This window comes from Tenacibaculum piscium (assembly GCF_021390715.1).
GTDB classification, from domain to species: domain Bacteria; phylum Bacteroidota; class Bacteroidia; order Flavobacteriales; family Flavobacteriaceae; genus Polaribacter; species Polaribacter piscius.
In genome coordinates this window covers 56,702-77,880 of the sequence record NZ_JAJGWT010000001.1, presented here as the reverse complement: position 1 = coordinate 77,880, position 21,179 = coordinate 56,702, and the positions used below count along the sequence as shown (strand labels likewise).

At 27.5% G+C, this 21,179-nt stretch carries 18 protein-coding genes; 13 read left to right on the top strand and 5 right to left on the bottom strand.

The genetic code is table 11. The features are described from left to right. Window positions 1-6: 6 nt before the first annotated feature. Window positions 7-1,185, top strand: a complete 1,179-nt coding sequence (locus L0U77_RS00340) for an AIR synthase related protein (protein WP_233900567.1) — start codon at window positions 7-9, stop codon at window positions 1,183-1,185. A 228-nt stretch (window positions 1,186-1,413) separates the two neighbouring features. Beyond that, window positions 1,414-2,490 carry a peptide chain release factor 1 gene (gene prfA / locus L0U77_RS00335; protein ID WP_233884024.1) on the top strand — a complete coding sequence of 359 codons (1,077 nt, stop codon included), beginning with the start codon at window positions 1,414-1,416 and terminating at the stop codon, window positions 2,488-2,490. Between the two features lie 173 nt (window positions 2,491-2,663). Here the strand turns inward: prfA and L0U77_RS00330 are convergent, their stop codons facing one another. From L0U77_RS00330 to L0U77_RS00310, 5 genes are read right to left on the bottom strand one after another with little or no spacing between them, the layout of a single operon-like run. After that, window positions 2,664-2,906, bottom strand: a complete 243-nt coding sequence (locus tag L0U77_RS00330; protein WP_101916430.1) for a hypothetical protein — start codon at window positions 2,904-2,906, stop codon at window positions 2,664-2,666. Window positions 2,907-2,908: 2 nt separating this feature from the next. Next, on the bottom strand, window positions 2,909-3,877 hold the full coding sequence (locus tag L0U77_RS00325; RefSeq protein WP_233897060.1) for a deoxyhypusine synthase family protein: 969 nt from the start codon (window positions 3,875-3,877) through the stop codon (window positions 2,909-2,911). Between the two features lie 4 nt (window positions 3,878-3,881). Further along, a complete protein-coding gene (locus L0U77_RS00320; protein WP_233884029.1) occupies window positions 3,882-5,417 on the bottom strand; it encodes a carbon-nitrogen hydrolase family protein in 1,536 nt (511 codons plus the stop codon). Between the two features lie 28 nt (window positions 5,418-5,445). After that, on the bottom strand, window positions 5,446-6,393 hold the full coding sequence (gene speB / locus L0U77_RS00315) for an agmatinase (RefSeq protein WP_233884031.1): 948 nt from the start codon (window positions 6,391-6,393) through the stop codon (window positions 5,446-5,448). Then, the gene (locus tag L0U77_RS00310) at window positions 6,383-7,780 is read right to left on the bottom strand and encodes a type III PLP-dependent enzyme domain-containing protein (RefSeq protein WP_233900565.1); all 1,398 of its coding nucleotides are present in this window, start codon (window positions 7,778-7,780) and stop codon (window positions 6,383-6,385) included. The genes speB and L0U77_RS00310 overlap by 11 nt, the downstream gene beginning before the upstream one ends. A gap of 787 nt (window positions 7,781-8,567) precedes the next feature. On the opposite strand from L0U77_RS00310, the gene L0U77_RS00305 reads away from it, so the two are divergent. The 11 genes from L0U77_RS00305 (at window position 8,568) to L0U77_RS00255 (ending at window position 20,821) form a co-directional block, all read left to right on the top strand. Beyond that, entirely contained in the window at window positions 8,568-8,951 is a 384-nt protein-coding gene (locus tag L0U77_RS00305; protein WP_233861152.1) for a hypothetical protein, read from the top strand. A 3-nt stretch (window positions 8,952-8,954) separates the two neighbouring features. Beyond that, window positions 8,955-9,353, top strand: a complete 399-nt coding sequence (locus L0U77_RS00300; RefSeq protein ID WP_233861151.1) for a hypothetical protein — start codon at window positions 8,955-8,957, stop codon at window positions 9,351-9,353. A 206-nt stretch (window positions 9,354-9,559) separates the two neighbouring features. Further along, window positions 9,560-10,315: a tyrosine-type recombinase/integrase gene (locus tag L0U77_RS00295; protein ID WP_233900676.1), complete on the top strand. Its 756-nt coding sequence runs from the start codon at window positions 9,560-9,562 to the stop codon at window positions 10,313-10,315. Window positions 10,316-10,326: 11 nt separating this feature from the next. Then, the gene (locus tag L0U77_RS00290; protein ID WP_232152030.1) at window positions 10,327-11,178 is read left to right on the top strand and encodes a hypothetical protein; all 852 of its coding nucleotides are present in this window, start codon (window positions 10,327-10,329) and stop codon (window positions 11,176-11,178) included. A gap of 228 nt (window positions 11,179-11,406) precedes the next feature. Further along, complete coding sequence (locus L0U77_RS00285) at window positions 11,407-11,700, top strand: helix-turn-helix domain-containing protein (RefSeq protein WP_101907971.1); 294 nt, start codon at window positions 11,407-11,409, stop codon at window positions 11,698-11,700. A gap of 1 nt (window position 11,701) precedes the next feature. Beyond that, window positions 11,702-12,022, top strand: a complete 321-nt coding sequence (locus tag L0U77_RS00280; protein ID WP_101907972.1) for a hypothetical protein — start codon at window positions 11,702-11,704, stop codon at window positions 12,020-12,022. Between the two features lie 3 nt (window positions 12,023-12,025). Beyond that, window positions 12,026-13,225, top strand: coding sequence for a primase-helicase family protein (locus L0U77_RS00275; RefSeq protein ID WP_232152029.1), 1,200 nt, complete (start codon window positions 12,026-12,028; stop codon window positions 13,223-13,225). 862 nt (window positions 13,226-14,087) lie between these two features. After that, on the top strand, window positions 14,088-15,881 hold the full coding sequence (locus L0U77_RS00270; RefSeq protein WP_232152028.1) for a MotA/TolQ/ExbB proton channel family protein: 1,794 nt from the start codon (window positions 14,088-14,090) through the stop codon (window positions 15,879-15,881). Between the two features lie 5 nt (window positions 15,882-15,886). After that, window positions 15,887-16,585, top strand: a complete 699-nt coding sequence (locus L0U77_RS00265) for an OmpA family protein (RefSeq protein ID WP_215046126.1) — start codon at window positions 15,887-15,889, stop codon at window positions 16,583-16,585. Continuing rightward, window positions 16,572-17,978, top strand: coding sequence for an EH signature domain-containing protein (locus L0U77_RS00260; protein WP_215046127.1), 1,407 nt, complete (start codon window positions 16,572-16,574; stop codon window positions 17,976-17,978). Before L0U77_RS00265 ends, L0U77_RS00260 begins: the two co-directional genes overlap by 14 nt. Continuing rightward, window positions 17,978-20,821, top strand: a complete 2,844-nt coding sequence (locus L0U77_RS00255) for a DEAD/DEAH box helicase (RefSeq protein WP_233897069.1) — start codon at window positions 17,978-17,980, stop codon at window positions 20,819-20,821. The genes L0U77_RS00260 and L0U77_RS00255 overlap by 1 nt, the downstream gene beginning before the upstream one ends. Window positions 20,822-21,179 lie beyond the last annotated feature (358 nt).

The following is a 21,179-nucleotide window of genomic DNA, read 5'->3' as shown; positions in this document are numbered from 1 at the left end:
AACATAATGAGTAACGAAGTTTCTAAACGCTACGCACAACGAGGCGTATCAGCATCTAAAGAAGATGTTCATAATGCAATAAAAAATATCGATAAAGGATTATTTCCAAAAGCCTTTTGCAAAATCGTACCTGATTATTTAACCAATGATGAAGATTATTGCCTAATAATGCACGCCGACGGAGCAGGAACAAAATCTTCGTTAGCCTATATGTACTGGAAAGAAACAGGTGATATCTCTGTTTGGAAAGGAATTGCACAAGATGCTTTAATCATGAATATTGATGATTTATTATGTGTTGGAGCTACCGATAATATACTGCTTTCTAGCACAATCGGACGTAACAAAAGTAAAATTCCTGGTGAAGTATTAGCAGCAATTATCAACGGAACGGAAGAGTTAATCGAAGATTTAAAAGGTTTTGGTGTAACAATTCATTCAACAGGTGGCGAAACTGCCGATGTTGGTGATTTAGTTCGTACCATTATTGTCGATTCGACCGTAACAGCACGCATGAAACGTAGCGATGTTATCGATAATGCAAACATTAAAGCTGGTGACGTAATTGTTGGTTTGGAATCTTTCGGACAAGCAACTTATGAAACACAGTACAATGGCGGAATGGGTTCTAATGGATTAACATCGGCACGTCATGATGTTTTTGATAACTATTTAGCAACCAAATATCCAGAGAGTTTTGACGATGCAGTTCCTGCAGATTTAGTGTATTCTGGGAAAATGAAATTAACAGATGCTGTTGAAAATTCTCCAATTGATGCTGGGAAATTAGTGTTATCGCCAACAAGAACATACGCACCAATTATTAAAGAAATTTTATCAAAATTTAATGCTGATATAGTTCACGGAATGATTCATTGTTCTGGTGGAGCGCAAACTAAAATTTTGCATTTTGTTGATGAATTACATATTGTAAAAGAGAACATGTTTCCAGTTCCGCCTTTATTTAAACTGATACAAGAACAATCGAAAACAGATTGGAAAGAAATGTATCAGGTATTTAATTGTGGACACAGAATGGAACTTTATGTATCGCCAGAAGTTGCCCAAGATATTATCGCAATTTCAAAATCATACAATGTAAACGCACAAATTGTAGGACGTGTAGAAGCATCAGCAACTAAAAAATTAACCATAAATAGTGAATTTGGAACTTTTGAATATTAATTTTTTAGCTTATTAATAAGCTAATTTACTAAAAAAAACTTCTAGAGAAAATCTAAAAAAACCCAAAACCCAACAATTATTAAACTTAGTTGTTGATTTTTGGGTTTTTTAGTATCAAAAATTATCAACAAAATAGCAATAGAAAATTTAAATAGATAATTTAGTAAAATGAATTTTAGAATTAATTCCGATAAAATCCGTAAATTCGCACACCAGAAAAGCTAGAAGATGTTAGACAAATTAAGAATTATAAAGCAACGTTATGACGAAATTTCGGATTTAATTATCCAACCAGAAGTTATAATGGATCAAAAACGCTACGTTGCGTTAAGTAAAGAATATAAAGATTTAGGTAAAGTTGTTAAGAAAGGAGAGGAGTATCAAAGCTTAACCGATGCAATTGAAGAAGCAAAAGAAATTATAGCCGACGGAAGTGATGCCGAAATGACCGAAATGGCTAAAATGGAAATGGATGATGCTAAAAAACGTATTCCTGTTTTAGAAGATGAAATTAAATTCATGCTTATTCCTAAAGATCCTGAAGACGCTAAAAATGCCGTTGTCGAACTTAGAGCAGGAGCAGGAGGAGATGAAGCAAGTATTTTTGCTGGTGAATTATTTAGAATGTATACCAAATACTGCGAAGGTAGAGGATGGAAAGTATCAACAGTAGATTATTCTGAAGGAACAAATGGAGGTTTTAAAGAAATTCAGTTTGAGGTTTCTGGTGATGACGTTTACGGAACACTAAAATTCGAAGCAGGAGTACACCGTGTACAACGTGTGCCACAAACCGAAACACAAGGACGTGTACATACTTCAGCAGCTACGTGTATGGTTTTCCCAGAAGCAGAAGAATTTGATGTAGAAATTAATCCAAAAGAGGTGCGTATTGACTTTTTCTGTTCATCAGGACCTGGAGGACAATCGGTAAATACAACGTATTCAGCAGTGCGTTTAACACATATTCCTACTGGTTTAGTTGCGCAATGTCAAGACCAAAAATCACAACATAAAAATAAGGAAAAAGCCTTTAAAGTATTGCGTTCTCGTTTATACGAAATGGAGTTAGCAAAGAAAAATGCTGAAGATGCCTTAAAACGTGGAACAATGGTTACTTCTGGTGATAGATCTGCAAAAATTAGAACCTATAATTTCCCGCAAGGACGTATGACCGATCATAGAATTGGTTTAACGTTATACGATTTATCAAATATTATGAATGGTGATATTCAGAAAATTATCGACGAATTAATGCTTGCCGAAAATACATCAAAATTAAAAGAATTAGGAGAAACTATTTAATAAAATAGTACTTACTATTATATATAAAAAAACACGTAATCAACTTGATTACGTGTTTTTTTGGAAAATAATGATACAATACTTAAAATTAGTATCGAGAATTTGAGTTTCTCCGCAAAGTTCTCGATACCGTTTTGAAAAAAAACTAGCACTAATAATTTTTATTTATCGGATTATAGTTCTTCAAAAGAATCTTCATCTTCTAAATAATCTTCCATAGTTTGTTCTAACATTGCACTGATTTTTACAAGATATAGTGTATCATCAGTTTTAACTTCTACCGCTTTTATAGTTTCTCCTTTGCTATTTTTAAAGGAAATAATATCCGTATAATCATAACCGTCAGGATATTTTTCAATTAATAAATCTAAAATATCAGTTGTTAGTTTTTTATATTCTACAATTACTCGTTTCATATTTACATCTCTAAAAGATACGCGAAAATTAATGGCGCAACAATAGTCGCATCACTTTCAATAATAAACTTTGGCGTGTCAACATCTAATTTTCCCCAAGTTATTTTTTCATTTGGTACCGCTCCAGAGTATGAACCGTAACTTGTTGTTGAATCTGAAATTTGACAGAAATAACTCCAAAAAGGCGTGTCTTCTCTTTCCATATCTTGATATAACATTGGCACTACACAAATAGGAAAATCACCAGCAATACCACCACCTATTTGAAAAAATCCGATACCATTATCAGAATTATCAGTATACCAATCAGCTAAAAAAGTCATGTATTCGATACCTGATTTCATCGTACTAGCCTTTAATTCGCCCTTCATCACGTAAGAAGCAAAAATATTTCCCATCGTAGAATCTTCCCATCCAGGAACAACAATTGGTAAGTTTTTTTCGGCAGCAGCATACATCCATGAATCTTTTAAATCGATTTCATAATACTCTTCTAATACGCCTGAAAGTAATAATTTATACATGTATTCATGTGGAAAATAACGTTCATCATTATCTTCGGCATCTTTCCAAATTTTGAAAATGTGTTTTTGCAATCTCCTAAATGCCTCATCTTCAGGAATACACGTGTCTGTAACTCTGTTTAAACCTTTTAACAATAAATCCCATTCATCTTGTGGAGTTAAATCACGATAATTAGGAATGCGTTTGTAGTGAGAATGTGCAACTAAATTCATCACATCTTCCTCTAGGTTTGCACCTGTACACGAAATAATATGTACTTTTTCTTGGCGAATCATCTCTGCAAATATTTTACCTAATTCGGCAGTACTCATTGCTCCAGCTAATGAAACTAACATTTTAGATCCTTCAGCTAATTGTGTTTCATACCCTTTGGCAGCATCGACTAAAGATGCTGCGTTAAAGTGTAAAAAATATTTTTCTATAAAATTTGTAATTGGTTTTTGCATTTTTTTAGTTGTTTTTTTGAAGTTTACGTACCTCAAATATATCTGTTCTTCTATCTTTTAAATTTCGTACACTACCAAATTTATTTAAATCTTTTAATAAATCTAAATCGACATCAGCAATTAAAATCATTTCGGTATTTGTGGTAGCTTCGGCTTTTATTCCATTGGCAGGAAATGAAAAATCACAAGGTGTAAATACCATAGATTGTGCATACTGAATATCCATATTATTTACTTTTGGTAAATTTCCTACACTACCTGCAATGGCAACATAACATTCATTTTCAATCGCTCTTGCTTGTGCGCAATGTCTTACTCTTGAATATCCGTTTTGTGTATCTGTTAAAAAAGGAATGAATAATATATCCATACCTTCTTCGGCTAATAATCTACTTAATTCAGGAAATTCAGAATCATAACAAATTAAAACACCTATTTTTCCACAATCGGTATCAAATGTTTTAAGTTCATTTCCACCTTGCATTCCCCAAACTTTTGCTTCATCAGGAGTTACGTGTAGTTTTTCATAACGTTCTGTAGTTCCATCTCTTTTACATATATAACCTACATTGTACAATAATTCACCTTTAATCTCTGGCATACTTCCAGTAATAATATTGATGTTGTATGTAATTGCCAACTCCGAAAATTTTTGAACAATTTTAGGCGTATACTTTGCTAATTCTCTAATTGCTTCGGATTCAGGCAAGTGATTATTATCAGCCATTAAGGGAGCATTAAAAAATTCTGGGAACAATGCAAAATCAGATCTGTATGCCGAAACGGCGTCTACAAAATACTCTGCTTGTTGCATTAATTCTTCTAAGTTTTTATACAAACGCATTTGCCACTGAATTAATCCTAAACGAACAACTGTTTTTTTAGTCGTTGCTTTTTTTGATATTTTCTTGTAGTAAATGTTATCCCATTCTAATAGTACTGCAAACTCTCCAGAATTATTATCACCTTCTAAATAACCATTTAAAATTTTTGTTGGATGAAAATCATTTGAAATTTGAAAGTTTAAAACAGGATCATAAATTTCTTTTCGTTTTACTTTTGTTATGTATTCTTTTGGTGATAAGGTTGCTGCAAACTTATGATAATTAGGAATCCTTCCTCCAAAGGCAATTCCTCTTAAATTTAATTTTTCAGCAAGTTCTTTTCTATAATCATATAGTCTTCTCCCTAGGCGTAAGCCTCGGTATTCTGCTTTTATAAAAACATCAATTCCGTATAGAACATCGCCGTCTTCTTTATGAGTATCAAAGGTGTATTTTCCTGTAATATCTTGATATGTGTGTTTGTCATCAAAACTATCATAATCCACTACAATCGATAAGGCACAACCCGCTAATTCACCATTAATTTTGATAACAACTTGTCCTTTAGGAAATTTATCAATCAATCGTTTTATTTGTGATTCTTTCCAGTAAGAATCAGGCATGGTTGAATAAGCTTCAATCATTGCTTTTTTTAAAGCTTTGTAATCATCAAGCGTTAAAAACTGAAGTTCTATATTTTCTATATTTTGAATCATTTGTAACGTTTAAAAACTTATTAATGTGCTAGATAGTTTCGTTATCATCATGATTTTTAAATTTAGCAATCTTAAAAGTACGTTGTGTATTGGTGTCTTTTTCGTTGTCTTCATCAATATCATTTGAAGAAAATTTATAACTCAACATTTTATAGTACAATTTAGCAGCTAAAAAATCTGATGATTTATCAATTGTATTAGGGCATAATTCTACAATATCAAAACCAACAACATTTTTCTCTGTAAATACTTTTTTCAAGAATTCTAGTGTTTCATAATAAAACAATCCTCCAGGTTCAGGTGTTCCTGTACTTGGCATTATTGATGGGTCTATGGCATCTAAATCAAAAGTAATAAACACGTTGTTTGTTAATTGATCGATAACATCTTCCATCCAATATTCATTGACAGCCATATCATGAGCAAAAAAAGTTTTATCCATGTTCATAGCTGTTTTTTCTGAAGCGTCCATACTTCTGATACCTACTTGTACTAAATTGGTATTTTGACTAGCCTCGTAAACAGCACAAGCATGATTGCATGATGAGCCTTCATATTCTTTACGTAAATCAGCATGTGCATCAATATGTAATACCGTTAAGTTGTTGTAACATTCATTAAAAGCCCTAATTGTTCCAATAGAAATTGAGTGTTCTCCGCCAAAAAGAGTTACAAATTTATTTTTATTGATGTACTTTTTAGTTGTTTGATGAACCGCTTCTACCATTTTTTCTGGTGATGCGTTTTCAAGTACAGCATCGGCTAAATAAATTCCTTCTTTATAAACTTCGCTATCAGTTTCGATGTCGTATAATTCCATATTTTCAGAAGCTTTTAAAAATGCTTCTGGTCCTTTATCGGCACCTTTTTGCCAAGTACTTGTACCGTCGTAAGGCACAGGAATTAAAACGATGTTTGCTGTTTCTAATTTTGCGTAGTTTTCAGGAATCCCTGCGTATGTTGTTTTATTTTTCATATCCTAAAATAGCAAGTAATGCTTCACTTTTTTGTTGTTCTTTAAATAATTTAGTTGTTATATTTCCGTTGATATCTTTTGAAATTAACACGTGTTTTGGATGTGGAATTAAGCAATGTTGTAATCCGCCAAAACCACCAATAGTTTCTTGATAAGCACCTGTGTTAAAAAATCCGATATATAATGGATTTTCTTTTTCGTAAGCAGGCAGATAAATACCGTTTACATGTTGTTCAGAATTGTAATAATCATCACTATCACAAGTTAAACCACCTAATAAAACACGCTCATATCTATGATTCCATTTGTTTAAAGGAAGCATAATAAAACGTTTGTTAATCGCCCAAGCATCAGGTAAAGTGGTAATAAAAGAGGAATTAATCATGTTCCATTTTTCACGGTCGTTTTGTTTTTTCTGATACAATATTTCATAGACAGCACCTCCAGCTTCTCCTACGGTAAAGCTTCCGAATTCGGTAAAAATATTAGGAACATCTACTCCAGCTTCTTTACAGGTAAGATTTATCTGATTTATGATTTCATCAACCATATATTCATAATCATACTCAAATGCTAATGAATTTTTAATAGGAAAACCACCACCGATATTTAAACTATCTAAAGTTGGACATACTTTTTTTAAAGCAGTATAAACGTTTAAACATTTTAATAATTCATTCCAATAATAGGCGTTATCTTTTATACCTGTATTGATGAAAAAATGTAGCATTTTTAATTCTACCTGTGGATTTTTGGCAATTTCACGTTGATAAAACGATACAATATTTTTATAACCAATTCCTAAACGACTGGTGTAAAATTCGAATTTTGGTTCTTCTTCCGAAGCAATACGAATTCCTACTTTAAAGTTGCTTTTAGTTTCTTTTAAAAGTAAACTTAGTTCTTCATAATTATCAATAATAGGCACACAGTTTTTGTGTCCTGAATCAATTAAATTCGCAATATTTGTAACATATTGATCTCTTTTAAAACCGTTACATAACACAAAAGCATCGTTGCTTAACTTGCCTTCTTTCTTTAAGTTTTTAACAATATCGATATCAAAAGCCGATGAGGTTTCTATATGGATATCATTTTTAAGAGCTTCTTCCAATACATATTTAAAGTGCGAACTTTTAGTACAATAACTGTAATTATAAGTTCCTTTATATTGGTGTTTTTCCATTGCTTTATGAAACCAATTTTTTGCTTTATGTATATTTTCTGATATTTTTGGCAAATAAGTAAATTTTAATGGCGAACCATATTGCTTTACTAAAGCCATCATATCAATATTATGAAAAAATAAGTTATCATTTTTAGTATGAAATTCTTCTTGCGGAAAATCAAAAGTTTGTTCGATTAAATCTTTATATCTGGTATTCATTATCTTTGGTTTGGCTGTGTTTTAAGCACAGCAGGATTTGTTCAAAAAATAGTAACAACAAAATGCTGTAACTTTTTCAAATTAATAAAATTTTAAAAAACAAATAATACGGCTATCTTATAGCGAATTTGTTAGACCAAAAAGAAAATGAATAGTTAGAGTCTTAACGCAAGACAATCACCAGACTGATTATGAAAATTCAGTGGTAATGAATAATTGTACGAAGAGGAAGAAACCTTAATTTTTCCGTTGTGTTTCCAAAACACAAAATAACCTTTTATCTCCCAACAAAAGTTATTTTCGAAATAAGTAAAACGTTGCATTGAACCTATCTAATAAGATGTGGTAAATGTAAACTTTTTTTTATTTTTTTTGATAAAAATAATGCTATCTTTTTTTTGAACTACTTTTTATATCTAAAATATTGATTAGTAATTGTTTAATTTAGGTTTATTTTACGGATTACTACGCTTTAAATAATTTACTGTTGCTATATTAAAGATATTATTTAATCAATTTAACTGCTTTTTAATGATGAAAAGAGCTGGATAATAGTATCAAAAATTTTTTAATATTTCTGAAAATCATTTTGTAGCTTGCCAATACAATTGAGTATTTTTTTCAAATTTAAAAAACAATGAATTTAATCCCTATTAATACTATTTTCAAAAATACTACTAGTAGTTATAAATATTACTGGTGGTTATCTATTATAGAAATATCTTTTTTAGAGGATAAAGAAAATATTTCTTATAATGAGATTATATTTAAAATTAATTAATAAACTATGGAGTTTTCAGAGACAATGTTAAATATACTTTTAAAAAAAGCAATGTTAATTTTCGTAATTGTTGTAGCATATTCTTTATTAAAGGATAATACTAAAGAAAATTATGAAGATTATTTGCGTATGTATGAAAATAACTTTTATGAAGGGGTTGTTATTAAAAAAAGTAGAGATAAAATAAATCATAATGCAGCTATATTAATACTTAAAAATAAAAGAAAAATTAATATGAGAGAAGAGTTTTACGAGAAAATAAAAGTAAATGATTCTATTGTAAAAAAGAAAGGATCTTTATCAGTTAAGGTATTTAGTAATAAACATATATATGAATTTAACGTTGTTATTCCTCCTGAAGTAGATACCTATAAAGCGTTTAATTTTTAAAATATGATTTCAGAAAAAAAATATGATTTTTATTTAGAGATTCTTTTAGGAGTAGTTTTTTTTTGTATTATAGGAGGGTTTCTTTATAAAGAAAATTATCCTAATAAAATAATTAATGAACTCCATCAAAAAGCTTTAGTTTATAGTAATAATATGGAATTTAATGGAATTGTTGTTAAAAAAAGTGTAGATGAATTAAATAATAATAGTCCTGTATTAACACTTAATAATGGAAAAAGAGTATATGTTTATAATTATTTTTTTCAAAAAATAAAATTAAAAGACTCAATAGTGAAAAAAAAACATACACATAAGTTCAAAGTTTTTAGAGGTGTAAAAGTATTTAATTTTAATATGAAAGAATTTATAGATTTACAAAAACAATTAAAAACAAAAAAATGAAATATTACTTTTTTAGATTAGGAAGGTTTAGTTAAAATTTATTTTTGCTCTGAATCTTTTGGTTTTTGAATATGTTTTTATGGACTGAGATATTATCTCTCTCTTGGAAGTAAAAGTTTTAAAAAATAAAAAGTTAGTAAATCAGTAAAATTGTCAGTATAAAATAACAAACCCTGTAAATATAAAATTTACAGGGTTTGTTATTTGTGGAGACGCCTGTTTGTATGGTAGGTAGAGGACACATTAATAATACATTTTCAAGAAATGTAGGTTTAGTTAAAACGTTTCTTTTCTGGGCATTAAAAAATGGATATACTTATAAAGCTGATTTTATAAATTTTAAAAAGAAACCAAAAGTAATTACAAATCAAATAGCACTTAGAAAAGAGGATTTAGAAACGTTATTAAAAGTAGAAATGAGTTCTGAGAAATTAGAAAAAGTAAAAGATGTTTTTATTTTTTCTTGTGTTACGGGTATGAGGTTTGGAGAACTAAAGTTTGTTTCTAAAAATAACATAAATGGAAAAACATTATTACTTAAAGAAGAAAAAGGATCAGGTAAAAAAAGTAGAGAAATTCCATTAAGTGGTATTGCGTTATACATTTTAGAAAAATATGATTACAGTTTACCTTTAATCGCAAATCAAAAATATAACGACTATATAAAAGATGTTTTTGAATATGCTGGTTATACTCATAATGTAGAGAAAACATCTACTAGAGGTAAAGAAGTAATAAGAGAAGAAATTCCTTTTTATAAAAGAATAAGTTCTCACACAGCTAGAAGAACATTTATTACGATGATGAAAAGAAAAGGTAAAAGTGATAAATTAATTGCAGAAATTTCTGGTCATAATGATATGAAAACATTGAATCAATATTATCAAGTTACAAATGAAGATGTAAAAGATGCTGTTGATGAAACTTTTGATTTAATTATTCCTGAAAAAAATAAATCTTAAAAAAAATAAAAATGAATTACGGAGAAGAATTTGTTAAATTATTTAATGATAAGTTTAAGGAGATACTTTCAGAATCTACTATTCAGTTTGAAAGTTATTATAGTACTAATTATTCCTTTAGAAAAGCAAAAGAATTAATTGAAGAGCCTTTATTGAAAGAGATGGAATTAATTATTAAATCATTAAATAATAGGTCAGAGATATTTGAAAAAAGTCATAAATTTCTAAATAATTATAGATACAATTACATTTCTGATATAACAATTTCTTTAATTAATGATGAAGTAAAAGAAGGTTTTATATTACAGAAAAAACAAGATAACTTAAAAATAAATTATTTAGATTATCTCATTTTATTTTCTGAATGGGAAGTAATTCGTCGTTATTTTATATTTATAAGGAACAACGATAAAGAATTAAATAAAAAGTTTCTTTCAAGGAATATTGGAGATTTTTTAACTATTGTAAAGAAAAAAAACGAATTACACACTCTTGCTAATATTAAAGAAATTAAGAAACAAGTTGATATAAGAAAAGAATCAATGTACGCTTTAACTCAAAATGAAAAAATGATTCTTTTACATGTGTTATTACATCGATTTGTTAAAGAAAATTATAAGAAGCCAAGTCCAGAATATTTTAGAGTTTTGTCTTTAGTTTCTGGAATTTTGGAAGAAAAAGACATTAATAAGGCAATAACAGGTAAAGGTAAATATAATTATTTCTTAAGTGGGGTCAACGCATCAAGAAAGTCTAATTATGATAAAAATATTATGATTGATGTTATTTTAAGTAAAATTAAAGATGTAAAGGGTATAAAAAATTTTATTTCATGTCTTAAAATGTATAAACAGAGGAAATAAACACCATCAAAATAATATGATTTTTTGTTCTTTATTTATATTTAAATCATTGTTTTTTACTTGTTTATGGTTTTTTTTAGTGTCATTAAGTAACCATTTAAACTTTATTTGTTATAGTTATATATACAATCTTTGCAGTAATAAAACATAAATATTCAATCCATGGATATTAGTAATTACTGAATATGATGTGTTTTTAAATATTAATTTATATAAATAAAACATATTATGGCAAGTATAATAGTAACAACATCAGAAGAACTTTCTGGAATGATTGATTTAGCAATATCAAAAAGAATTAATCCTTTACAGGAATTGATTAATAATAAATTAAATCCACAGAAGGAAAATGTAACGGTTAAAGAAGCTGCAAAAAGGTTAAACGTTACAGAGCTAACAATAAGAAATTATATAAAAAAAGGATTTATTGATGCTTCTAAAATAGGACGTAGAATTGTGATTAATTTAGAGAGTTTAGAAAATAATCTAAACGAAGTTAAATCTTTAAAATATCGTAGATAAGATGGAAGATTTTAACATAGAAAGTGAAGTAGATAAGAATAATTTAATTCTTATAGCCGATAATTTACAAGCTGAAATGTATAAGTTAAAATTCAATAGAGCATCGGATTTTTTACTAATGAAGCATTTAGATTTTTATACTAAAGAAATAGATAAAATTAAAATTTTAGCAGTTAATAATCCAAGGTTTAAATGGCAATTATTAGAACAAGAAATAGATTCTAGTTTTAAAAAAGATAAATCGTTAACAGGAGCAAATATTATTTTTGATTGGAAAGAAAGTATAGTTTCAAATAGAGTTTTACTTAATTTTAAACTTTAAATAATGATGGAATACGTTAGAATAGGTACAGATTATTTTAAAATTTGTAGTGTTCCTCTTTTAAGCGGGGACACTGCAAAGACTTTAATTAAATGGGCTAAAGGAGAAATAATTACAGATAAAGGAAAAGATTTTTTGAAATCTATAAAAAAGTATGACGGATTTACTACTATTCCTGCACATCAAAATTATAAACAGGAAATAAATTCGTTTTATAATCAGTATGAAAAAATAGAACATAAATTAGTAAAAGGTAATTTTGATAAAACCGAAGAATTTTTAAGGCATATTTTTAAAGAACAGTATGAATTAGGGTTAGATTACCTGACTATATTATGGCAACAACCAACGCAAATTTTACCAATTTTATGTTTGGTTAGTAATTCTAGGAATACAGGAAAAACATCTTTTTTAAATTGGTTGAAATTGTTGTTTCAAGGAAATATGACAATTAATAAAAATGAAGATTTTCGAAGTCGATTTAATAGTGATTGGGCATCTAAATTAATTATTTCTGTAGATGAGGTTCTTTTAGATAGGAGAGAAGATAGTGAACGTATTAAAAACCTTTCTACAGCGGGTTCATATAAAACAGAATCTAAAGGAAAAGATAAAGTTGAATCTAATTTTTTTGGAAAGTTTATATTGTGTTCTAATAATGAAGAAAATTTTATTCAGATAGATGAAAAAGAAATTAGATATTGGGTGATTAAAGTAAATTCTTTTAAAGAAGAAGATGTTGATATGCTAAAAAAACTTAGTAATGAAATTTCGAGTTTTTTATATTTTTTAAATAATCGAAAAATTATATCAGAAAGAAAAACAAGAATGTGGTTTACAAAGCAACAAATTTATACACCTGCGTTAGATAAAGTTGTAAAAGGAAATAAAACATATTTAAGTCAAGAAATTAGAGAAATTTTAATGGATGATTTTATTACTTTTGAAGTTGATGTTTTAAAATACACCGCAACAGATTTATTTGATAAATTAAGTAAAGGTTTTAAGACAACTCGCTTTAAAATTACTAAAAGCTTAAAAAATGATTATAACTTAACCTCTTTAAATGGAAGTTACCAAAAGTATTTTCTTTCTTTAAATACGTTGCAAAAAACAATGGTAAATTTTGAAACTAAAAAAGGACGATATTACGAGTTTCAGAAAAGTGATTTTATAGAGATGCCTTTGTCTTTTGATAAATAGTAAGAGTCAGTATATATAAAGAGTTTTTAGTATAACACTAAATTCTTGATTTTGCGTTTGTGTTTGCGCTTTATTGCGTTTGATAAAACATTGCTAAATACTGTAATTTTATAGAAAAGTCAGAATTTATTGAAAATATAGAAGAGTATATAAGTAATTTCATTGAAAAACTGTTGATTGTTGACAAATATCAATAATTAGCATATACAGAAAGAGTTTTAGCAGATAACAGTAGTTCAACAATCCGTCAACAGGTTTAATTATTTTATTGTTGACAGATTGTTGAACTACTGTTTTTAGCTTGCGCCCTTTTATAGTATTGATTTTAGGGGTTTATTCAACAGTACAACATGAATTTTAGTTCATCTGTTTTAGTGTTGTTATTAAATAGTAATTTCCCGAAAAAGCAGAATTTATCGAAAATAGAGTAGGGTGTGTACCGTAATTTGATTGTTTAGCTAGAATAATAGTCTGTATTATGTAGTCTATTTTTCCTGAATTTCCCGAAAAAGCAGAATTTATCGAAAATAGAGTAGGGTGTGTACCGTAATTTGATTGTTTAGCTAGAATAATAGCCTGTATTATGTAGTGTGTTTTCCGTGAATTTATCGAAAAAGTAGAATTTATATAAATAGTATGTAAAAGTGATAAAAGAGGTTTATTAAAAATAAACTTATTTATCTTACTTATTTTAATATAAATATTTTGACATCTACCTAGTATTACTTAGATTTATAAACTTTATTATAAAACAAAATATTTATATTAAGTATAAATGTACTATGTGCTTAGATAAATTATTGAAGGGATGATTGGGTAAATTTTACAAATAATTATTTCAAACAAAAAATATAAAAAAAATATGAAAATATTAGAAAATGTCTTTGCGTATACTAAAGATGATAATTTTCCTATAGGTACAGTTGTAGTCGTTATTTTAATTGTTAGTTTTTTAGCTGCAGTTTTTTACTTATATAATAGAAAAAGAAAATTAATCAACTCTATTGAGTTACAAAACATAGAAAAAGATAAAGAATTATCTCCTATTTGGTTAGCATACAAGAAAACATTTATTGAATATCAAAATTTTACAAAAACAAACCACCATGCAAAAGAGTTTTTTTCGGAGTATGCAACTCTTAATGTAAAGTTAGATGTTCGATTATTAAATAATGTAGCAAGTTCATTAGTTGGTTTAGGGGTTTTAGGTACTTTTATAGGATTATCATTAGGTGTTTCATCGATACAATTAACAAATACAGCAACCATAAAAGCAAGTATTGATACTCTATTAAAAGGTATGGGTACAGCTTTTGCAACCTCAATTTGGGGGATGTTATTATCAATAATATTTACATTTATATACAAGTATAATCAATCTAAAATATCTAAAAAAATAAATGAGTTATGTTTAATTTTAGATAGTGAAAATAAAATTGAACTTAAAGAATTAGATATTATTCAAGCAGAAAAACAAAAAGCAGTTATTCATGAGTTGTTTAATGAGTATTTAGTAGCAGATACAGATGAAGGAAAGCAATTACCAAAAAATGTATTCAGAAAATTACTAGAAGAATCCGAAAATCAAACAGTTGCATTACAAAAGTTTGCAGATGATTTAGGAGAAAGTATTGCTGATACTTTAGAGGCTACTTTAGAAAAATTAACAGAAGAGAATGGAAAACAATTAACCGACTTAATAGAAGGACAATTAGTACCAGTGCTTAATGAATTAAAAGATATTAAACAAGATTCAGGAACAGCTATTATAGAAACAGCTATTGAAAATCTTTCAAACTCTATGAGAGATATGATGCAGAATTTTAAAGAAGAAGTATCAGGAAATACTAAAAACGAAATGGAACAAATATCATTACGTCTTTCTAAAGTTTCAGATTCGTTACTTTCTGTACCTGAAACAATGCAAAATGTTTCTAATGAAATAACGGAAACTATTGGTTTATTAAAAAATAATGTATTAGATAATATTACTAAAGCAAATCAAGAATCTAAAGCAAGTAGTGTAGAAAATAAGCAACTTTTTGAAGAAGCAAACTCCGTTTATAAAGAAACCTTATCTGAAGTTAATAATAGAATGGATAAGATTATTGATGAACAAAAAAATAATTTAATGCTATTTTCTGACATTACAAAAGAAGTACAAAAAACATTAGATCACAATAAAAACCTAAATCTAGAATATCAACAAATTTTAAGTGGTTCTAAAGATGTTGTGGCAAATATCAACAGCATTGCGAATAAGTTTCAATTAAATTCAGAACATATAGATAATACAGCCAATAATCTATTGTCGAGTATAGATACACATAAAAAAGAGGTGTTAAGTATTTCTAGTAGTCAAAATAATTTATTACTAGATATTAATAAAACAATAGATAAGACTCAAAACGTATCGGGGACTTATATCCAAAATTTTGAAACTATAGAAGAAGGGTTACAAGGTATTTTTGAACATTTACAAAAAGGATTATTAGAATATCAAACAACAACAAGCGGTACTTTAAATGAATATTTAGTAAGTTTTTCTACATCATTAAAAGATTCTCAAGATGGCTTAAATAGCATTTTGGGGAATTTAAATGATATGGTAGAGGATTTAACAGAATCTGTAGATAAACTAAGAAAAGTTAACTAAAAATAATGGATAATTTAGAAGAAAAAAACAATCAATTCGATTTATCTACAGGCGATTTAATGGCATCTATTTTAATGGTTTTTGTATTGTGTTTAATTGGTACTATGCTACAATTACAAGAAGAATTTGATGATAAAAGTAAAGTAGCAGAACGTTACAAAGAGTTACAAAGTCAGATCTATATAGATCTTCAAAAAGAGTTTAAAGATGATTTAAAAATTTGGGGAGCAGAAATAGATAAAGAACAATTAATATTTAGGTTTACAGAACCTGATATTTTGTTTAAAGTAGGACGAAGTGAAGTCAAACAAGAATTTAGAGGTATTTTAAAAAGTTTTTTCCCAAGATATATAAAAGTCTTAAATAGTATTAATTATAAAGATCATATAGAAGAAATTCGAGTAGAAGGACACACATCATTAGAGGGACAAAATGGAATGACAGATGAGCAAGCGTATTTTTACAATATGAAATTATCTCAAGATAGAACAAGGTCTGTTTTATCTTTTGTTTTAAATCAGTTAGATGAGAATGTGTATCAATGGACTAAATTAAGAACTACAGCAAATGGTTTGTCATCTGTAAAACCAATCGCCAAAAATGATACAGAAATAAACAGGAAACTAAACAGACGTGTAGAGTTTAGAATTAAGACAGATGCTGAAAAACAAATAAGAGAAATGCTGTTATATGGCAAAGATTAAAGAACTCATACATTGGAAATTACTATACTCTGTTTTTAAAGGTAATGCAGAGAAATTGATTACGCATAAAACCAAAGAAACCCTCAATGTAAATATTCGCGAGTTAAATAATATAGCAAATCAGCAATATAAAACTAACGAGTTACCAAAACACGGATTGATAAAAGAAGTTTATGATAAATTCAAATCTTTAGAAACAGAACCTATCGCAGTTTTAATAGAGCATTTTTCAAGAAGAGAAGTACGTTTATTAGTTTGGTCTTTAGATTATAAAGAAGAAGATTCTATATTATTTGGTTCACAATTTTCAAAATTTATTCACTTAATTAATGAATATTGGAGGGATTCTTACATTATTCCTCTTTGGTATATATTACTTAATAATTGGAATACATTCAGAAACAATAAAACTAGGTTTTCAGAATACACAAGTCTGTTGAAAAACAAATGTGATGTTTATGATAAATCTAGAAAAGATGTATTAGCTATAAAATCATATTTTTATTTTTGGGAAAAAGATGGTCTTAATGTATTTGTTAATTATTTGATTTCTAACAATATTAAAATACAAAACATTTGTGAGTCTTTAAATTTAAATACAAACTTAATTGACACATACTATTATAATGAAGGTTTTGTATTGTATTTAAAGTGTATTAAATTTAATGATATTTCTATAGGTTTTGTTCAAGAGATAGTGATAGAAATACGAAAAATAACAAAGTCAAAATATAAATTATTACTTTTGAGTTTATTACTTTTAGAAAATAAGTTTTCTTCTGAAATAACTTTAATACAAAAAGTTGCTGTTGATATTATTGGAGATCCTATTATTAAAAGACATTGGTCAAATAAGCACTTAAACCAAGAAGAAGCAATTTTTGTAGAAACTGCCCGAAAAAAGTTGATTGTTTTAATGAATAAAGACTTTATAGATATTTTCTTTTCTAAACTTGTTCAAGACTCTCGAAGAAAAGAATATTGGTTAAAATTCATAGATAATATAGAGAATATAAAATTTGTAGGAAATGACAATAACTATAAGAATCTTATCAATGAACCACTAATAAAAAAATATGTGACTTCACGTTATTATCGTACTAAAACAAATCAAAGTACTTGTGCATTAATTATTTGGGCAAAAGAATATGTTTTTGTTGAGTTTTCAGATACAGGTGCTCTTTATATTTATAGAGTTGAAACATTTAATACTGAAGTTAGGTTGAAACATATTGAGCGAATTACTGATCTAAAAAAGTTGCCTAAAGGCTTGAGGGCTGTTAAACTAGAAGGTTCTAATTATTTAAATTTACTTCCTGAAGGAACTCTAGGACATAGAGGAGATTGGGAGAGTAGGCTAAATGTTTGGATGAATAAATATTTTTACAATTAATGAAATTATTAAAAGTATATACAGAAGATGTAATCGAGTTTTACTATGAAAAAGGTTCTGGTGAAATTATATCATTTTATAATTGGATTGATAATAATGTAGATACTATTGTTTACAATATTTTAAATGATTTATTAATTAATGGAATTGCTCAAGAAATTGATGATAAAATCATAATTAAAAATGAAGATTTAAATTTAATTGAACAAGAAGATTTTTCATTTTTAGGATTGGTAAAATATTATCCTTTTGAAATATTTATAAGTTTAAAAGGGACAGGATTAAAAGATAAAAAAAGTGTTTTAGAATATTCTTATCAAGATAAAACCAATAAAAATGGTACTGGAAATATTATTTTTAAAACTTCAGATAGAAATGGTGTTTTATTAGAAAACGAAAATAGTGCTTATCTTTTAGGTAATACAAACTTAAATATTGTAAAAGCAATAGATAAATTTAATACTGTAACAGATTTATCAGAAAAAGAACGCTTAAAACTTATTTCGAATGTGCAATTATTAGCATCAAAATGCAATAATGTTTTTTTATCTAGAATACTTTCAGAAACGGTTATTTTAAATCCTGAATCTTTAGAATTAAATGTACATAAAATAGCTGAAAATAAATATAGAATTACTCCTAAATTTGAAGAAGTTAATCAAACTCTTTTTGATAAAAAATTTAATTTATTAAATAGAGTAAAAGATGAATATAGTTATTCTGAAAATGGAAATAAAATTAGGGTTTTAATTGATAATTCATCTGAAAAAGAAGGTGTTAAAATAGAATTAGAAAAAATAAAAAAACAAAAGACATATTCTAATCAAGAAATTAGTGAAATGGTGGAAACACCTTCAAAATTTTGGAATACAGATCTTTTAAATTTAGATGATTTTGGTAAAAGAGTTGCCGAATTAGGAATTTATCAACCTAAATTTTATCCTTTTATTAGTCCTTATAAATCAGAATGGTTACCAGGTATTGCTATAGAAGATGTAGTTAATGGAACTAGACTTATCTCTATAGAAAATAATGAGCAGTTAAGAGATTTAAAAACAAGTGTTAAAAATGCAGAATCTAGCGGAAATAAGGATGTTTTTTTTAAAGGAGAGTGTTTAGATATAGAAAATTTAAAACCTGTTATAGAAAATGCAGAAAAGCAATTAAGCCAGCCTCAAAGCTCTATTATTCCTCAAAAAGAAAATCAAAATAATGGGGTTAGAAAAGTTTTAATCATAAAAGAAAATACCGAAATTACAGAGTATATCGAAAATATAGAAGTAATTACTAATGCAAATTATAGTTTACGTGAAATTTCTAATTTATCAGACGGTATTCAATTAAAAAAACACCAACGTGAAGGTGTTGCTTGGTTACAAACATTATCTGAAGCACCTTATAATTTACCAGGTGTACTTTTAGCAGATGATATGGGTTTAGGAAAAACAATTCAAGTACTATATTTTATGGAATGGTATTATCAAAAAGGAAATACAAAACCTAGTTTAGTTGTTGCTCCTGTATCATTATTAGAAAATTGGGAGCAAGAACATAAGAAGTTTTTCAAAAACTCTAATTTAGATATTAAACTATTATGGGGTAATAAAGTAAGAAATTATATACATCTTAATGATAAAGAATTAACGATAAAATCGTTAAGTAAATCAGGTTTATATTTAACAACTTATGAAACACTTAGGAAGCATCAAATTCCTTTTGCAATGGTAAATTGGGGTATTGTAGCGTTAGATGAGGTACAACGTATAAAAACTCCTGGTACTTTGGTAACGAATGCTGCTAAGGCATTAAAATCACATTTTAAAATTGCAATGACAGGAACACCTGTTGAAAATTCATTAGTTGATTTATGGTGTATTATGGATTTTTGTAATCCTGGAATATTATTAGATACGAAAACATTTACGAAAGAATATATAAAGCCTTTAAATGATAAAGAAACTAATCCTGAAGAACTTTCAAGAAATTTAAGATCAAAAATTGGTCAGGCTTTTATGAGACGCATGAAAATTGATGTAGCTAAAGATTTACCTGGTATAACACCCAAAGAAGAAAGAATATATTTACAAGAGATGCCTGTACAACAATACAAAGCGTATGTTGATGCATTATCAGATATAGAGAGTATGAAAGAATCAGGAAAACAAGGAGCTACTCTTGAGGGAATTCATAACTTAAAATCTATTTCAGACCATCCGTTCTTAAAATCAGAAGATCTTTCGTTGTTAGATATAGATGAAGTCATTAATTCTTCCGCTAAATTAATTAAAACAATTACTATTATTAATGCTATAAAAGTTAGTAATGAAAAGGTTATTGTATTTACTCAAAATAAAAAAATGCAACGTGTTTTTAGAAGGGTCTTTTTAGAAATTTACAACTTGAATATAGCTATAATTAATGGTGATACACCTTCTTCTAGTACCTCTAGTATTTCAAGTATTAAAAATATTAAGTTATCTAGGCAACAAGAAGTAGATAAATTTCAAAAAAAGATAGGTTTTAATATTATTGTTATGTCTCCTATTGCAGCGGGGTTTGGTTTAAATATTACAGGTGCAAATCATGTGATTCATTATACACGTCATTGGAATCCTGCAAAAGAGAATCAAGCAACAGATAGAGCGTATCGCATAGGTCAAACAAAACCTGTTCATGTTTATTACCCTATAGCTATAGCTCCGAATGAAGAAATGAAAACGTTTGATATTGTTTTAAATACGTTGTTAGAAAATAAATCGAAATTAGCATCTAATACATTATTTCCTTCAGAAAAGATTGAAATTCAACCAAGTGAGTTTTTAGAAGCTTTTTATCTAAAATAAGAATAAAGGTATTATTAGTTTCATAAAAGTGATTTTATAGAAACATCGTTGAGTTTTTAGTATAACACTAAATTCTTGATTTTGCGTTTGTGTTTGCGCTTTATTGCGTTTGATAAAACATTACAAAAGTCCTAATTTCACCAAGAAATCAGAATTATTATTTAGTATAACATTAAATTCTTGATTTTGCGTTTATGTTTGCGCTTTATTGCGTTTAATAAAACATTGTGAAATATTCTAATTTTATAAAGAAATCAGAATTTATTGAAAATATAGAAGAGTATATAAGTTATTTTATTGCAACACCGTTGATTGTTGACAAAGACCAATAATAGCATATACAGAAAGAGTTTTAGTA

What these genes read in the sequence shown, in the direction of transcription:
- L0U77_RS00300 (WP_233861151.1), top strand. Translation starts at nt 8,955, where the DNA reads ATGATTTCAGAAAAAAAATATGATTTTTATTTAGAGATTCTTTTAGGA.
- L0U77_RS00340 (WP_233900567.1), top strand. Translation starts at nt 7, where the DNA reads ATGAGTAACGAAGTTTCTAAACGCTACGCACAACGAGGCGTATCAGCA.
- L0U77_RS00310 (WP_233900565.1), bottom strand. Translation starts at nt 7,780, where the DNA reads ATGAATACCAGATATAAAGATTTAATCGAACAAACTTTTGATTTTCCG.
- L0U77_RS00280 (WP_101907972.1), top strand. Translation starts at nt 11,702, where the DNA reads ATGGAAGATTTTAACATAGAAAGTGAAGTAGATAAGAATAATTTAATT.
- L0U77_RS00265 (WP_215046126.1), top strand. Translation starts at nt 15,887, where the DNA reads ATGGATAATTTAGAAGAAAAAAACAATCAATTCGATTTATCTACAGGC.
- L0U77_RS00270 (WP_232152028.1), top strand. Translation starts at nt 14,088, where the DNA reads ATGAAAATATTAGAAAATGTCTTTGCGTATACTAAAGATGATAATTTT.
- L0U77_RS00255 (WP_233897069.1), top strand. Translation starts at nt 17,978, where the DNA reads ATGAAATTATTAAAAGTATATACAGAAGATGTAATCGAGTTTTACTAT.
- L0U77_RS00275 (WP_232152029.1), top strand. Translation starts at nt 12,026, where the DNA reads ATGATGGAATACGTTAGAATAGGTACAGATTATTTTAAAATTTGTAGT.
- L0U77_RS00320 (WP_233884029.1), bottom strand. Translation starts at nt 5,417, where the DNA reads ATGATTCAAAATATAGAAAATATAGAACTTCAGTTTTTAACGCTTGAT.
- L0U77_RS00290 (WP_232152030.1), top strand. Translation starts at nt 10,327, where the DNA reads ATGAATTACGGAGAAGAATTTGTTAAATTATTTAATGATAAGTTTAAG.
- prfA (WP_233884024.1), top strand. Translation starts at nt 1,414, where the DNA reads ATGTTAGACAAATTAAGAATTATAAAGCAACGTTATGACGAAATTTCG.
- L0U77_RS00305 (WP_233861152.1), top strand. Translation starts at nt 8,568, where the DNA reads ATGGAGTTTTCAGAGACAATGTTAAATATACTTTTAAAAAAAGCAATG.
- speB (WP_233884031.1), bottom strand. Translation starts at nt 6,393, where the DNA reads ATGAAAAATAAAACAACATACGCAGGGATTCCTGAAAACTACGCAAAA.
- L0U77_RS00285 (WP_101907971.1), top strand. Translation starts at nt 11,407, where the DNA reads ATGGCAAGTATAATAGTAACAACATCAGAAGAACTTTCTGGAATGATT.
- L0U77_RS00330 (WP_101916430.1), bottom strand. Translation starts at nt 2,906, where the DNA reads ATGAAACGAGTAATTGTAGAATATAAAAAACTAACAACTGATATTTTA.
- L0U77_RS00260 (WP_215046127.1), top strand. Translation starts at nt 16,572, where the DNA reads ATGGCAAAGATTAAAGAACTCATACATTGGAAATTACTATACTCTGTT.
- L0U77_RS00325 (WP_233897060.1), bottom strand. Translation starts at nt 3,877, where the DNA reads ATGCAAAAACCAATTACAAATTTTATAGAAAAATATTTTTTACACTTT.